Source organism: Methylovirgula sp., assembly GCF_037200945.1.
Lineage (GTDB): Bacteria > Pseudomonadota > Alphaproteobacteria > Rhizobiales > Beijerinckiaceae > Methylovirgula.
In genome coordinates this window covers 269,517-284,530 of the sequence record NZ_JBBCGP010000001.1, presented here as the reverse complement: position 1 = coordinate 284,530, position 15,014 = coordinate 269,517, and the positions used below count along the sequence as shown (strand labels likewise).

At 59.0% G+C, this 15,014-nt stretch carries 11 protein-coding genes; 5 read left to right on the top strand and 6 right to left on the bottom strand.

The window, feature by feature from the left end:
• The first annotated feature begins 112 nt into the window (after positions 1–112).
• The 4 genes from WDN02_RS01340 to WDN02_RS01325 all read left to right on the top strand — a co-directional run bounded on the left by WDN02_RS01340 (position 113) and on the right by WDN02_RS01325 (position 6,237).
• The gene (locus tag WDN02_RS01340) at positions 113–1,324 is read left to right on the top strand and encodes an FAD-dependent monooxygenase (RefSeq protein WP_337291795.1); all 1,212 of its coding nucleotides are present in this window, start codon (positions 113–115) and stop codon (positions 1,322–1,324) included.
• 74 nt (positions 1,325–1,398) lie between these two features.
• The gene (locus WDN02_RS01335; RefSeq protein WP_337291794.1) at positions 1,399–2,688 is read left to right on the top strand and encodes an MFS transporter; all 1,290 of its coding nucleotides are present in this window, start codon (positions 1,399–1,401) and stop codon (positions 2,686–2,688) included.
• A gap of 207 nt (positions 2,689–2,895) precedes the next feature.
• Positions 2,896–4,590, top strand: coding sequence for a carboxylesterase family protein (locus WDN02_RS01330; protein WP_337291793.1), 1,695 nt, complete (start codon positions 2,896–2,898; stop codon positions 4,588–4,590).
• 189 nt (positions 4,591–4,779) lie between these two features.
• Entirely contained in the window at positions 4,780–6,237 is a 1,458-nt protein-coding gene (locus WDN02_RS01325; RefSeq protein WP_337291792.1) for a carbohydrate porin, read from the top strand.
• Between the two features lie 182 nt (positions 6,238–6,419).
• On the opposite strand, the gene WDN02_RS01320 is transcribed toward WDN02_RS01325, so the two are convergent.
• Together WDN02_RS01320 and WDN02_RS01315 are read right to left on the bottom strand one after the other, a co-directional pair.
• Positions 6,420–8,075, bottom strand: coding sequence for a choline dehydrogenase (locus tag WDN02_RS01320; protein WP_337291791.1), 1,656 nt, complete (start codon positions 8,073–8,075; stop codon positions 6,420–6,422).
• A gap of 18 nt (positions 8,076–8,093) precedes the next feature.
• Positions 8,094–9,356, bottom strand: coding sequence for an MFS transporter (locus tag WDN02_RS01315; RefSeq protein WP_337291790.1), 1,263 nt, complete (start codon positions 9,354–9,356; stop codon positions 8,094–8,096).
• Between the two features lie 160 nt (positions 9,357–9,516).
• Between WDN02_RS01315 and WDN02_RS01310 the strand changes: the two genes are divergently transcribed.
• Complete coding sequence (locus WDN02_RS01310) at positions 9,517–11,007, top strand: aldehyde dehydrogenase family protein (RefSeq protein ID WP_337291789.1); 1,491 nt, start codon at positions 9,517–9,519, stop codon at positions 11,005–11,007.
• A gap of 76 nt (positions 11,008–11,083) precedes the next feature.
• On the opposite strand, the gene WDN02_RS01305 is transcribed toward WDN02_RS01310, so the two are convergent.
• Genes WDN02_RS01305 through WDN02_RS01290 form a run of 4 tightly spaced genes read right to left on the bottom strand, consistent with a single transcriptional unit; the run spans position 11,084 to position 14,975 of the window.
• The gene (locus WDN02_RS01305; RefSeq protein WP_337291788.1) at positions 11,084–12,334 is read right to left on the bottom strand and encodes an MFS transporter; all 1,251 of its coding nucleotides are present in this window, start codon (positions 12,332–12,334) and stop codon (positions 11,084–11,086) included.
• Between the two features lie 22 nt (positions 12,335–12,356).
• Entirely contained in the window at positions 12,357–13,370 is a 1,014-nt protein-coding gene (locus WDN02_RS01300; RefSeq protein ID WP_337291787.1) for an ABC transporter substrate-binding protein, read from the bottom strand.
• A 26-nt stretch (positions 13,371–13,396) separates the two neighbouring features.
• Positions 13,397–14,266 (bottom strand): polysaccharide deacetylase family protein, encoded by an 870-nt coding sequence (locus WDN02_RS01295; RefSeq protein ID WP_337291786.1) that lies wholly within the window; start codon positions 14,264–14,266, stop codon positions 13,397–13,399.
• A 1-nt stretch (position 14,267) separates the two neighbouring features.
• Positions 14,268–14,975: a fumarylacetoacetate hydrolase family protein gene (locus WDN02_RS01290; RefSeq protein ID WP_337291785.1), complete on the bottom strand. Its 708-nt coding sequence runs from the start codon at positions 14,973–14,975 to the stop codon at positions 14,268–14,270.
• Positions 14,976–15,014 lie beyond the last annotated feature (39 nt).

Here is a 15,014-nt window from a genome sequence, read left to right as displayed (position 1 = left end):
CGCTTCAGCGAGCACGCGACGGCTCTATCTGTTATGCCAAAATGGACATCGACAGTCCTCGCCGTCTCAGTCAGGCTACGCGGGAAATGCTTATTTTCCGCGGAACAAGGCGTTGACTCGCCAATTCAAACTTGTCGTCGTCGGCGCCGGGCCCGTCGGCGTCGTCGCGGCTCTCGCCGCCGCACAGGCGGGCTTCGACGTTACGATTTTTGAAAGCGCGCTCGAAGTTGATCGTAGTCCGCGCGCGGCAACGACGCATCCATCCACCCTTGAAATGATCCATCGGCTGGGCCTGCTGGATCGCTTTCTCGCCGAAGGGCTCGTGGCGCGTGATTTCCAGTTCTGGGATCGCGAGAGTCATTCTCTGGTCGCGACATTCGATCACGCCGTATTACGTGACGACACGCCGTTTCCTTTCGCTGTGCAGACGGAGCAGCACAAGCTCGCGCACATGGGCCTTGATGCCTTACGGAGTTTTGGCTGCGCGATACATTTCGGTACACGCGTCACCTCGTGCGTGCAAAATGCCGATCGTGTCACGTTGGAGGTCGAGACTGACGGCGAACGCGCTACGGTCGACGCCGATTGGGTGATTGCCGCCGACGGCGGCCGCAGCACCATGCGGAAAAATCTCGGCATCGAGTTCGAGGGTTATACCTGGCCGGAGCGCTTTATCGTTCTCACCGTGCTCGACGATATGCAAAAGCACATGAAATGCTGCTATCGCAATTACCTAGCTGGAGAAGGCGAGTGGGTCAGCATCTTCAAGGTCGCGGGCGACGACGGGCAAGGGCGCTGGCGCGTCGTGTCACCGACGCGGCCGGACGAGACTGACGAGGAAGCGCTGTCGGATGCTGCCGTCGCATGGCGGCTTGAGCGCGCCTACCCGCTTGACCGGCCGTATCAGCTCATCCATCGTAATCTTTACCGCGTGCATCAGCGGGTGGCGGCGACGTTTCGGGCCGGGCGCATCCTGCTCGCGGGCGATGCGGCGCATGTCAACAATCCGCTTGGCGGATTAGGGCTCAACTTTGGCATTCATGACGCGATGGATGCTGTGGTTGCGCTCGCCGCCGTCGCCATGCATGGCGCGGATGAGGCGCTGCTCGATAATTACGCACAACGCCGCCGTGCGTTGAATATCGAATATGTCCAGCAGCAGACAATCGCCAATAAAAAGCGCCTCGAGCCCAAGTCGCCGGAGGCGCGACGGGCGGATTTCGACGAGCTGCGTGCGACCGCCGAGGACCGGGTGCGCGCCCGCGCGTTTCTGTTGCGATCATCTTTGATCAGCAGTGTCCGGGAAGCACGGGCAATGGCCTGATTCTTGATTGTAGATCGTCAGACATTCATACAAACGGCTAGTTCCTAGCCGTACTGACGTGAAAGGGTTCGGTTATGACGGAGTTCGCCGTGCGAGGTGAGGGCGATCTGAACAAAAAAAGCGCGGGGCCGTCGGGGCTGGTGCAAAGAGTTGCGCATTCGCCCTTGCGCTGGGTTATCGCGGTCGTCCTGCTCGTTTCGGTCATCACTGGCTTTTTTGATCGGATCAGCGTCGCGGTTCTGTTTACGGACCACGGATTCAATGCCGCGATGGGTACGGACTTTCATCCGGCGGCTCTCGGCATGCTGATGACGGCCTTTCTGTTGGCCTATGCGCTTTCTTCGATCTTTTTGAGTTTCGGCGGCGACCTTTTCGGGCCGCGCCGGACGCTCGGCTTTGCATCGGGCGTCTGGGGCGTGTTGATGTTCATCATGGGTGCCTGCGGTTCGTATGGCAGTATGATTTTCTATCGCGTGTTGCTCGGCCTCAGCGAAGGACCGCAGTTCTCTTTGATTTCGAAGACCGTCCAGCGCTGGTTTCCGCGGCATGAGCAGGCGCGGGCCAATGCGCTCTGGATGGTTGGAAGTCCGATCGGGTCTGCGATCGGCTTTCCTTTGACTATCTGGCTCGTCTCGAATTACGGCTGGCGCGCCTCGTTCTATGTGCTTGGCGCATTCAACTTTTTGCTGGTCATGCCGCTGATCCTTGGCGTGGTGAAGGATAACCCGCCGGTGGCGAACGATGCGCCGGTCGAAGTTAAGCGCAGCGCCGTCCGTCTCGCCGATGTGCGCCTTTTGCTTGCCGACAAAAAGGTCTGGATGCTGACCGGCTTTGGCACGGGTCTGCTGACCTATCTCTGGGGCCTGAATAGCTGGCTGCCGACCTATCTGCAGCGCGTCCGTCATTTCGATCTGCATCATATGGGGATTTACTCGGCGCTTCCGTTCATCCTCATGTTTTTCGCAGAGCTGATTGGCGGATATATCGCCGACCGGACAGGCAAATATGCGCTCTTGAGCAGTTCCGGCCTGTTTGCGGCTGGTGTCCTGATGTATATCGCGACGCAGGTGGAGCAGCCGCAGCTCGCGGCGGTGATTATTGCATTCAGCGCTGCGGCCTGGGGCTTCGGCATTCCTACGCAATATGCACTGGCGCTGCGTGTACTTCCGGTAGGCACGACGTCGACGGGTATCGGCATCATCAACGGTATTGGCAATCTTGTCGGCGCCTGCGCCCCGGCAGTGATCGGCTTCATCGTTGCGGGGACGGGCAGCTACAAAGCCGGCCTGCTTGTGATCGTCGTCGCAAGTGTGCTCGGATCCCTGGCGCTTTTGCCGATGTTGCGTTTCAAGCCCGCGACGTGAACGCGGCGCGCGCCTGCGATTTCCGGAATTCGAGGACTTGAATCCGAAATGGCCCAGGGCGCGTCCAACGCACCCTGGGCTTTTTTGACAAAGTTCACGCATGATCCGCGTGAGGGTTGTCTGACACCAAGACAATGTACGTGCGTGGATGAGTGGCACTGGCAGTCGAAGACACCAGCATTCGGCTTTTTAGACACGAGGGACGAAATGACGGGGATCAGCCTATTTCTTCAGCGGTCGGCCATTGCGGCGATGTTGATTGTTTGTGTCGCCGCAGAGACAAGAGCGCGTGCCTCCGCCGCCAGCGACTCCGAACAACATGATCTCGGCCCTATAGTTCAAACCAAGCAGGGGCGTGTTCAGGGACTCACGAAGGGCGGCCTCGCCGAATTTTTCGGCATTCCGTATGCGGCGCCGCCGATCGGAAACCTGCGTTGGCGGCCGCCGGTCGTGCATGCGCCCTGGACTGGCGTTATCAAAGCGACCGCCTTTGGACCGACTTGCGCGCAGATCGAGAATTCGCCGTTTTCCGGCCCGACATCGACGAGCGAAGATTGTCTTTACATCAATATTTTTGCGCCGGCGGGAGCGTCGCATAAAAAATTACCGGTAATTCTCTGGAGCTATGGCGGCGGTGACTTTGAAGGAGAAAGCAACGACTACGATGGAAGCAAGCTCGCGCTTCAAGGGCATACTGTCGTCGTCACCTTCAATTATCGCCTCAACCTTTTCGGCTTTCTGGCTCATCCGGCGCTTGACCATGAAGGTCATTTATTCGGCAATTACGGCATCCTCGATAATCAATTTGCGCTGCGCTGGGTGCACGACAATATCGCGGCCTTTGGCGGCGACGCGGCAAATATAACGATTGCTGGTCAATCAGCTGGCGCTACAAACGTTGGCGCCGAGGTTCTTTCGCCGCTCGATAAGGGTCTTTTCACGCACGCGATCCTGCAAAGTGGCGCGATGCCGACCTTGACGCCTTTGTCTTTTGCCGAAGCGAAGGGCATCGCGTTCGCGGTCGCCGCCGGATGCGGCGCTGGCGTAACGCCAGCCGTTGCACAATGTCTGCGCAAACTTCCGACCGCGAAAATCCTCTCCTTCGCGCATCCGCCTTTCGTGGCCAACAATATCGCCGATGGCACGATCTTGCCGAAGGTGGTTATCGACGCCTTTGAAAGTGGTAAGTTCAACCATGTGCCGCTGATGATCGGCAACGTTGAAAATGAAGGCGCTTATTTTGTCGCGTTTCCTGAATACAGCGAAATGCCGCGGAAGCCACTGACCGAAGCGCAGTTTCAAACGTATCTAAAAACCACCTATGGCGGCAATGCCGGCCCTGGCTACTCACCGCCTGCCTATCCGGTTGGCACGATCGCGGCGGTGAATGCACACTATCCGCTCAGCGCCTATCCAAGTCCGGAATTGCAATGGAGCGCGGTCGAAACAGACGGTGGCCGTTTGAATTTATCGGCCTGCAAACTGCGGCACGTCGCAAATATTCTGGCGACGCAAACGCCGGTCTATACGTATGAATTTCGCGACCAGACCGCGCCATCCTATTGGCCGCCACTGCCGGGATTCAAATTCCTCGCCTATCACACCGGCGACATTCAATATTACTGGCCGCTTTATCACGGTGGCCGTCTCGGCCAATCGCATCCCTTGACTGGCGCGCAGCAAAGACTTGCCGATGCACTCGTCAATGCGTGGGCAAATTTTGCGCAAACCGGCAACCCAAATAGGCAGGGCGCGAAGCCGTGGCCGCGTTATACGCCGAACGGACTTTATCTCGACGAAGATATTGGCGGCTTTTCGACGTTCAGCGACGCAAAATTCGCGACGAAGCACCAGTGTCCCTTTTGGGACAAGGTGATCGTTTACCGGTCGACGGCTCAGTAATCGTAGGCCGAGTGCTAAAATGCTCCTCCTGGAAGCTAACGAAGATTTGTCATGCGCTAAGCTGTCGCATATAAGGGTTATGTTGATTGTCAGACAACATGACAATTTTGGCATGAGTCGTGCGTGATAGTCACCCGGTTGAAGAAAAAAACCAGAATCTATGTATTTTACGTGATCTGAGGGGGTTAAATGAAAGCGATCTGCTCACATTTTCAGCGGCTTGCGGTCCTCGTGCCGCTGGTCGTCTGTGCCGCGGGGGGTGTGTCGCAACAGGCACTCGCAGGCCAGTCTGACAAAGGCACAAGCGCGTCGCCGCTCGGCATTCCACCCGGTCCGCCTACGGCTTATCCGGACTCCGGCGTGCCAGAGGGCTATTTCTTCAATCTGCGTCCGTATGGAAAGCCGGTCGGCGATTATTTGGCCGACAAAGGCATTTATCTGACGGGCCGCACCTTGCAGCAGGGCATCGGCCTTACAAACGGCGGCCTCAGGACGGGTACGATCTTCGAAGGGTTCAACCTCTTCGGCGTCGATCTGGATATGGGCAAGATCGCCGGTATTAAGGGCGGATCGTTCCATTTCCAGATGAATGAATTATCCGGCCTTCCGTTCACGAATCGCACGGGCAGCTTCTATGTTTACAACCGCGCCTTCGCGTTGCAGGCCGGTGTCCGCCTGAACGAATTCTCGTACGAGCAGAACTTCGGCGGGCTTGTCGACATCCGCGCCGGTCGCGTGCCAGTTGGAACGGAGTTCGACACCGAACGCGTCTATTGCGAATTTATTTACGCGATGTGCGCGCTTCCCGCCGGCTATGCCTTCACGAAGGGCTATCCGGCCTATGACACCGCGTCCTGGGCTGGCATCGCGCAGGTGAAGCTCCCGCAGCACTTTTACTTCCATGCGGGCATTTTCGCGGATCAGCCAAACCTCGCGACGATTGGCCATTGGGGTTGGCCGGGTGAAGATTGGTCGACAGATAAGATTCGCGGCGCGACCATTCCGGTCCAGATTGGTTATCGCACGACGTTCAAGGATGATCCCTATCCGAAGTCGTATGCCGTGGGCGGCTATTACGATACCGGCGATTATGTCGATCCGATCGACAATGCTGCCGGTCAAAACAGGTTGACCGCCGGCGGTGCGCCGCGTCTCGATCACGGCAAGAGCGGCATCTGGTTGCAGGCCGAACAGGCGGTCTGGCGCCCGGATATGGCGACCAATCGTGCTCTGACCTTGTTCGCGGGTGGCAATATTCAGACGAGCGGCGAGGCCAATATTACCAACGCCTATTTTGCCGGCCTCTCGTTCAACGGTCCTTTCGCCGGCCGGCCTTACGATACGGTCAACTTCATGGGTGAAGCGATCAATATGAGCGGCGCCTATACGAACTTTGTCGATACGACTCTGAACCTGGAACGCATGCCCGGAAACTACAATCCGCATGAAGCTTTCATCGAGCTCAATTACGGCATCGCGCTGGCGCCCGGCATGGTTCTGAAGCCGAATTTCGAATACGTTTGGAATCCGGATCAGGTCAACACGCGTCCGGTCTCAACTCTCCACCATGACACGATCATCGGCGTCGCCTTCTCGGCGTTCCTGCCGGAGACGCTGGGTATGCCGCGGCTTGGCGGTGGCGGCTAATCAAACAACACATCATACTTGAAACGCGGCCGTCCTTGCCTCCAGTCCGCGTTTCTTTGAGGGAAGAAGGGCGCAGCTCAGTAAGCTGCGCCCTTCTTTTTTATGCTGACGTGCAAATGCAATTGGCGAGAGTGTGCTTGCCGCGAGGCGAGGCCTCGCAGTCGAACTTGCCGGGTTAGCTTCTAGCGGTTGAGAGTCGCGGCGGGAAGGATCGGCCGGCCTGCAATGAAGTCGGCAGCTTTTTCAGCGATCATGATGACAGCCGCATTGATATTGGCGCCGATCATGTCCGGCATGACGGAGGCGTCGACGACCCGCAGACCTTCCGTGCCAAAAACCTTCATTTCCCGATCGACCACCGCGAGCGGATCGCCAGCGGGTCCCATACGGCAGGTGCAGGCCGGGTGATGCACCGTGATCGAGGTCTGGCGGATATAGGCCTCGATCTCCGCGACGCTCTTGACCGAAGATCCGGGCGCAATCTCCGCTGCGAGATAAGGTTTCAGCGCGGGTTGACTGGCAACGTCGCGCGCCATCCGAACGATATCGGCGATCTTCTTCACGTCGATATCGTGGGCGAAAAAGTTCTGGCTGATACGCGGCGCTTGGCTGGGGTCGGCGGAGGCGAGTTCGACCTTACCGCGGCTCTCCGGCCGCAGCGCGACAACGCGTGCGGCAAAGCCATCCTGATAAGGTGGTGAAAAGGGTGCCAGATAAGGGCGCGCACTGAAAGGCGCCGCGTTGAAAAGAATCTGTACATCAGGCATCGGCTCTTGTGCACTGGTGCGCAGGAAGGCCATGGCGCCCGTGGGCAAGTCGCTCGCGATACCCTGGCCACGAAAATAGGCATTGCCGAGAGCAAATCCGATCCGATCGAGACGCATCGCCTTGCGAAGCGGCCCCGGCTCGCGCCGCCGATAGAAGACACCGACCGACATCTGGTCTTGCAGATTGGCACCGACGCCAGGCAGATCGATCACCGGCGAAATATTGTGACCGCGCAACGCGTCGGCGTTGCCAATTCCTGAAAGCATCAGAAGCTGCGGCGTGTTGATGACACCGCCGGAAAGGATGACTTCGCGCCGCGCGCGGACCGTCTTGATCTCATCGCCTTGTCGATAGACGAGGCCGACGGCGCGCGTTCCCTCCATGACGATACGATGCGCGAGGGCATGAACTTCGACGCTGAGATTCGGACGACGCAGGGTCGGGTGGAGGTAAGCGACGGCCGCGCTGCAACGGCGGCCATTGCGGATCGTCAACTGACCGCGCGAAAAGCCCTCCTGCTCGGCGCCGTTGTAATCTGGATTGAAGGGAAAGCCCGCTTCCGTACCGGCCGCGATATAGGCGTCGACGAGCGTGTCCTTGTAGCGACTGTTCTGTGTCGCCACGGGCCCATTGCCGCCGCGATAGAAATCCTCGCCGCCTTCCCAGGATTCTTGTCGCCGGAAATAGGGCAGGACTTTTTCGTAGGACCATTCCGGAAGACCATTTGCGGCCCAGCGCGCATAGTCGCCCTTATGGCCGCGCACATAAGCCATTGCATTGATCGACGACGAGCCACCGATCACCCGCCCGCGTATGCATTCGAGGGCGCGGCCGTTCACCTCTGGCTGAGGCTCGACGGAATAATTCCAGTCGTGCAGTCGGTTGAGAAGAATTCGCCCCCAACCAAGCGGAATGTGAATCCAGGGATCGCGATCCCACCCGCCTGCTTCGAGAAGAAGGACGGTGACGTCGCGATCCTCGGTCAGCCGGTTGGCGAGGACGCATCCCGCCGAACCCGCGCCGACGATGACATAATCGTATTCGCCGCGGCTATCTTTCGATTTTGACAAGAATGATGGCCCGCTGCGTCAGTGACGCCGCAACAGCGGGATCATGGTAAAGGACAGGATCACGCAGGCGAAGGTGATGACGAGAAGGCCGCCTGCGTAATTACCGGACTTGCCGATGACCATGCCCATCAGAACGGGCGTCAACGCACCGAAGATGTTGGCAAGACCGGCATAGATGCCAAAGCCCATGGCCGTGACCTTGGGCGGAATGACTTCGGTGCCCATCGCGAACAATGTCGGGACGGTGAGACCCCAGGATCCGGCGCTCAGCGCAATCAGCAGCGCCGAGCTGGTCGGGCTTGCAACGATGCTCGCCGCATAGACGAGCAGGCCCGCACCAATCATGCCGACCATGCAAAGCCAGGCCTTGATCCGCCATTTGTCGCCGAGCCAGCCGCCGAGAAAATAGCCGCCGATCATCAGCAGGAAGGGCAGGGACGAAAACACGCTCGAATGTTTGATATCGAAGTGCCGCGCGACTTGCAGGTAGGTGGGCAGCCAGCTGTTGAGGCCCCACAGATAGACCATGGCGCTGCAATCATAGAGCGCGAGCAGCCAGAACAATTTGTTGGAGACAAGCAACCGGATGGCTTCCCCAAACGGCATGGCTTCGGCGTCGGAGATCGCGGTCTTCGCGGCCTGCGGCTTGTCGCGCACGAGAAACCATGCGGCCGGCAGAACGACGAGGATGTTCAGCGCCGCGAGAACATAGAACGAAGCGCGCCAGCCATAATTGGCAACGAGCAGGATGACGAGCGGAAAACCGATCATCGAGCCGAGCGGCGCACCGATACCCCAGATCGCCGAAGCGAGGCCGCGCTCGTGGGGAGGAAACCATTGCTTGACGGCCACATTCGTGGAGCCAAATTGCGGACCTTCCGTGAGGCCGATCAGCACGCGCCCAGTCAGCATCATAGCGTAAGACGCTGCACCACCCATGATCGCCATGATCACGCCGAGCAGCAGCGCAATAACCGACAAGGTCCGCCGCGGGCCGAAAACATCGGACGTGAAGCTGAGGATGAGTGCCGAAACGCCATAGGCGACGACAAAGCCGGTCATCAACAGGCCGAGCATCGCGGGATTATTGCCGACGCCGATCGCGTGTTTGAAATCCGGGTTAGTGAAGAGGACGGCAATATTGATGCGGTCGAAGAATGCGGCAGTGACCGCGATTAGAAGCACGACGACCATAACCCAGCGATATGCCGCGCTTTGCACGCCAGCGGTCGGTGCCGGCGCTGCCACCTGAGAGGGCCCTGTTACTGCTGAATCCGACATCACATATTCCTCTTAGGGGGAGCCTGGCTCCGTCGTAGACCTTGAACAATAATGTCCGATTGTAATACAATATTCATGCCTGCCAAGAGCGTGGCATATAAATGGCTGAATGGGAATTGCATGCGCGCCGTGCGGGGTGACAGGCAGAAGGAGACGGTGCGTGAGCAAAGGAATTGAACAGCGTGAACAAAGCTCTCACGTTGATTTCACAGCATATCTGCCTAAGCATCGCGGACTTTTCTATGGCGGTGAATGGCATGAACCGTGCGGGGGCTATTTAGAAACATTCAATCCTGCGACCGGCGAAAGTCTTGGACAGGCGGCCGAAGCCAATGAGGCCGATGTCGATGCAGCCGTCGAGGCCGCGCACCGTGCCTTTGCGACATGGCGGCGTGTCGCGCCGCGCGAACGCGGAGCGATCCTAAAGAAAATCGCGCAGGTTTTGAGGACCAATGCGGAAGAACTCGCGACGCTTGATGCTCTAAATTGCGGCAACCCAGTCCGTGAATTAATCAACGACGTTCAAAAAGGCGCCAGCCAGATTGAGTATTTCGCTGGCCTCGCACTGGAAGTGAAAGGCGAGATCCTTCCGACAATTCCAGACCTTGTGAATATGACTGTGCGTGAGCCCTATGGCGTCTGTGCGCGCATCGTCGCATACAATCATCCCTTGATGTTTGCGGCTCAGAGGATCGGCGCGCCGCTCGTCACGGGGAACACCATCATCCTGAAGCCGCCGCCGCAGGCCCCATTGTCTGCCTATCGTTTGATGGAATTGCTGGATGGAATCGTGCCGCCGGGCGTCCTGAATATGGTGTCGGGTGGGCGCACCTGCGGCGCGGCGCTTGCCACACATAAGAAAACCCCCGTCGTGTCGTTGGTCGGCAGCGTCGAAAGCGGCAAGGCCTGCAACAGCGCCGCCGCGCCTTACCTGAAAAAGGTCATCCTCGAACTTGGCGGCAAGAACGCGATGATCGTCTATCCCGACGCCGATATTGCGAAAGCTATCGACGGCGCAGTGCGGGGAATGAATTTTTCCTGGTGCGGACAATCCTGCGGTTCGACGTCGCGCCTCTTCCTGCACGACTCGATTCATGACGCGGTGGTTGCCGGCATTGTGGAAAAGGCGAAAACCTACAAGCCCGGCAATCCTGTCGATCCGCAAACGACGATGGGGACGCTTATTTCCAAAGCGCATCTCGATCGTGTCCTGCATTATATCGAGCTCGGTATTTCGGAAGGCGCGACGCTTGCTTTGGGCGGCGACCGGCCGAGCGATCCGGCTTTGGCTGCGGGTCATTTCGTCAATCCGACGATCTTCATCAACGTCGATACCTCGATGCAAATCGCACGCGAAGAAATATTCGGCCCGGTTCTCTCCGTCCTGCGCTGGAGTGACGAGGCCAAAATGCTCGAAGACGTGAATGATGTGGATTATGGGCTGACGGCGGCGATCTATACGAAAGATCTCGCGACGGTGCACCGCACGGCGGCAGCGGTGGAAGCGGGTTATATCTGGGTCAATAATTCCGCCACGCATTATCTCGGCGCGCCGTTCGGAGGCTATAAACTTTCCGGAATCGGGCGCGAGGAATACAGCGGCGAGATTGAATCCTTCACGCAGCTGAAGAATATCAGCATCACGCTTTAGGACGCGGGCGGGTAAGAATGCGCGGGCCATCACCGCGCACGATTGCTGATGTCGAGTCGCTCGCTTGGCGATACCACTAAGCCGAGCGTCTGCTCCCGAGACATGTCGCGAGCAGCGCGCCCGCAAGGCACAGGCATACGATCTGCAAATCGGCGGCGCGCGTCCACCCGAGCCAGGTTGCCAAGGCGCCGAAAACATAGCCAGCGACTGACGATGACGCATAAAGCGTTGTCACGAAAATTCCGGAGCTCCGCCCCGCCAACCGGGGGGCGACAGCTTTGACATGATAGGCGGCAAGATTGACATAGACGGTGCCGCTGACGATCAGTCCCCAGAGAAACGATAGCCCGGCCTGTACGGCGAAATTCGACGGCCCGTGAAAAAGGCCGAAGCCGATTGGGCCACCGCCGAGGAACGCCACGGGAAGCAGAACGCGCGCTGCCAGACGATCGCCGATCGCACCGCCGGCGACGGACGCAAGGACGCCGAAGCCAAAGAAGGCCATGACATTGCCAGCGGCTTGCGGCGAATAGCCGAGATGCGTCCGCAGAAAACTCGGATACATCCCGAGATAACCGTAGATGATCAATCCACCGATAAGACTCAGGACGCTCAGTAAAATCGTGTGCCGGTTCAGCAGGGTTTCAGAGCCCTGGCCGACATGGGCGCCCTCGGTCGACGCGCTGACGGTTGCTTCACTCAGCCAGGGACGAACGAAGATCGCGATCAGCGCAATGGCGATAAAGCCCAAAGCGCCAAAGGCAAACATCGGCGCGTGCCAGCTATGATACGAGGCGAGGATCGCGCCTCCCAGTGCCGGGCCGATGATGGCGCCGATGCCGAAAGATGTGTTCACGGCGCCGACGGCAAGCGAGCGATGTTTGGCAAAGTAACTTCCCGCGATGGCTAGCAGCGCCGTGAGCTGCATGGCTTCGCCGATGCCGGTCAGGCCACGGCAAAACATCATGGTCCAAAAGCCCGGCGCCAACGCCGTCAGGACAGTCGCCGCCGAAAAGATCACGATGCCGATCTGCACGGTCGCGCGTCGCGACAGATGCGCCATCAGCCAGCCGGTCGGCAGCCCGGCGCAGGCCATCCCGAATGTGAAGACCGTCGAAAGCAGGCCGCCGCTTGAAAGCGAAAACCCATATTGGTGCCGAACGTCGTTCAGCAAAAGCGGGAAGATCTGCCGGTCCATCGCATTAAGCGAATAGGTGGCAAGAAGGAGGACGAACATACCGACGCCCGCGATCCGCACGGCATTCACGCCCGCGCCGGAGTCAACGCGGTTATCTGGGACATAATCGATCATCTGATCCGTCGGCATGATGGCACTCTCTCAGTGGCTTCTATTTCGCGAGGGCTTTCATGGCATCTGCCCAATAGCTGGCGTCGTAATAGCGAGAGGGGTCGTCAAGTTTCGGGCCGCTGCCATAGGTGCTGCGCAGGCGCAGCACGGTCTGCAGTCCGTCCATGTTCACCCTGGCGTTCCGGAAAAATCCGGCCTTGGGGTCAAGCAATTCGCCATAGGTCTGCTCGGCGAGCTTTTCCGGCATATTCGGCAGGTTGGTGCGCAGAATGCGGATCGCTTCGTCGCGGTTGCCGGGCTTGTAGAGCCAGTCGATCGCCGCTGCGTATGCGCGGATATAGCCCAGCACCTCTTGGCGATGAGCAGTGGCCCAGGCGCGTTTGGTTGCGGCGACATTGCCCTGATAAGGCCCGATCACCTGCGTCGCCCACGACAATTGATGGAAGCCTTTGTCCTTGGCGAGGATATCGAAGGGTGTCGAGAGAAGCGTGGCGGCGCCGCTGTTCTTTTGCATCGCCGCCCAGCGTTGCACCATGCCGCCGGCCGGGACGACCCGATAGTCCGTGCGCTTGAAGCCGGCGCGTCGCAGCATGTCATAAAGAACGAAGGCGTATCCGGTGCTGCGCGCATCCACCAAAAGCGTTTTGCCGCGCAGTTCGCCAATGGATTTGATTTCCGGAACGCTGACCAGGCTGAGGAAGCCGCTGTCGCTTCCCATGAAGCCGAAAAAGTCCGGTTGTTTACCGACCGACTTGTCGCCCTCGCCTTCAACATAGGCGACGATGTTATCGACAGCCGTCATGGCAATATCGAACTTACCGGATGCAAGGCCCGACATTTGTGCGACCGAGCCCGTGGTCGGCTGCGCCGCGACTTCAAGCCCTTGCTGGGTGAAGAAACCTTTGTCGCGGGCGACGAACAGTGGCCAGTTGAAGCCGCCGGGGAAGACGTTGACCGTCAGTTTTTCGAGCGGTGCGTTGGCAGAACTTGCCGAATCGAGGCCCGCGAAGAGAAGCCCGATTGCGATCGCGCAGGCAGATAGACTTTTGCTCATCAGATATGGTCTCGTACTTATGAGAGTCAGGCGCTTTGGCCGGTGTACCAATCGAGGATTTGCTCGCCCGTCCACCAGGCGACATCGGGCTTGCCGGCGATATGCTGCAACGCTTCGCGGAAGTAACGCAGCCGATGCGGCGCGCCCATGATGTAAGGATGTACGACCAGCGCCATGACACGCGCGCTATCCTTGGAATCGGCATAGATCTGCTCGAATTGATCGATGGCGCGGTCGCGGTATTCGGAGGCTTTGTGATGCTGGATCAGCATCATCGCCACGTCGTTGCACTCCTGCGTATAGGGTACGTTGACGAGCGGACCATGCGCGGTGCGCAGCACGACGGGTTGGTCATCCAAGACCCAGTCGCAGACGTAATCATAGCCCATTTTCTTGAGGAGATCGGGCGTATTCCACGTTTCGGTCAGCCCCGGCCCAAGCCAGCCGCGTGGCGGCCGCCCGGTGAAAGCCTTGATCGCGTCCGTTGTCTTGCGGATATCTTCGCTTTCGTCGTCGACCTTCTGCATATTTTTCTGCGTAAAGCCGTGGCCGATAAACTCCCATTTGCGATCGAGCGCGGCACGCGCGATCGCCTCATAGGCGTTGATCGCCGACCCGTTGATCGCAAGCACGGCCGGAATTTTGAGATCGTCAAAAACCTCCAGCATGCGCCAGAATCCGACGCGATTACCGTATTCGTGCCATGCCCAATTCGGGATATCGGGGGAGGGCGATCCGCCGGCAGGCGGCGTCAGCACCGTGCGCGGCATCGTTTCACGCGCGTTCCATTCCTCCACGTTTACGATGACCCAGACGATCAGACGCTTGCCATCGGGGAGGTGAAGCGGCTTGCGGCCGGCGATAGGAGCGTAATCGATACGTTCGGTGGGCAGCACCTCAAACCTCCTTCGACGTGATCGTAACGGACAGCGACCCGAGGCCCGCGATCGTCGCCTCGATCCGATCGTTGATTTGCACGGGGCCGACGCCGGCCGGCGTGCCGGTGAAAATGAGGTCGCCCGGCTCGAGCCGATATTGCTTGGACAGATTCGCGATGATCTCGGGCACGTTCCAGATCATCTGCTTCAGATCGGCTTGCTGATGCGGGATGCCATTCACCGAAAGGCTGATTGCGCCAGAAGCGATGTCGCCGACATCTTCCTTTGGGAAGAGCGGGCCGCACGGCGCCGAATGATCGAAAGACTTCCCCGGCTCCCAGGGAAGCTGGCGCTCGCGCGCTTCGCGTTGCAGATCGCGCCGCGTCATGTCGATGCCGATTGCGTAGCCGTAGACATGTTTCAGGGCGTCGTTCAGGGGAATGGATGCGCCGGCGGTTCCAATGGCGACGACGAGTTCGACCTCATATTGAAAGTCTGTGGTGGCCGGCGGGTAAGGCACATTGCCGCCATCGAAGACCAGCGCATCGGCCGGCTTTTGAAAGAAAAATGGGGGATCACGCTCGTCGCCCTCCTTCATCTCGCGAATGTGCGAGACATAATTGCGGCCGACGCAGTAAAGGCGCCGGATCGGGAATCGGGACGTGGCGCCAGCGACCGGCAGGGCGGCGATTTGGGGTGTGAACAGATAGGCCTCTTCGGCGAGCATCTTTCCTCTCGATTGGCTTGGTGATCGCAAACTGAATAC

Coding starts and splice junctions, on each gene's coding strand:
- WDN02_RS01305 (WP_337291788.1), bottom strand. CDS start 12,334: ATGCCGACGGATCAGATGATCGATTATGTCCCAGATAACCGCGTTGAC.
- WDN02_RS01300 (WP_337291787.1), bottom strand. CDS start 13,370: ATGAGCAAAAGTCTATCTGCCTGCGCGATCGCAATCGGGCTTCTCTTC.
- WDN02_RS01290 (WP_337291785.1), bottom strand. CDS start 14,975: ATGCTCGCCGAAGAGGCCTATCTGTTCACACCCCAAATCGCCGCCCTG.
- WDN02_RS01330 (WP_337291793.1), top strand. CDS start 2,896: ATGACGGGGATCAGCCTATTTCTTCAGCGGTCGGCCATTGCGGCGATG.
- WDN02_RS01315 (WP_337291790.1), bottom strand. CDS start 9,356: ATGTCGGATTCAGCAGTAACAGGGCCCTCTCAGGTGGCAGCGCCGGCA.
- WDN02_RS01325 (WP_337291792.1), top strand. CDS start 4,780: ATGAAAGCGATCTGCTCACATTTTCAGCGGCTTGCGGTCCTCGTGCCG.
- WDN02_RS01335 (WP_337291794.1), top strand. CDS start 1,399: ATGACGGAGTTCGCCGTGCGAGGTGAGGGCGATCTGAACAAAAAAAGC.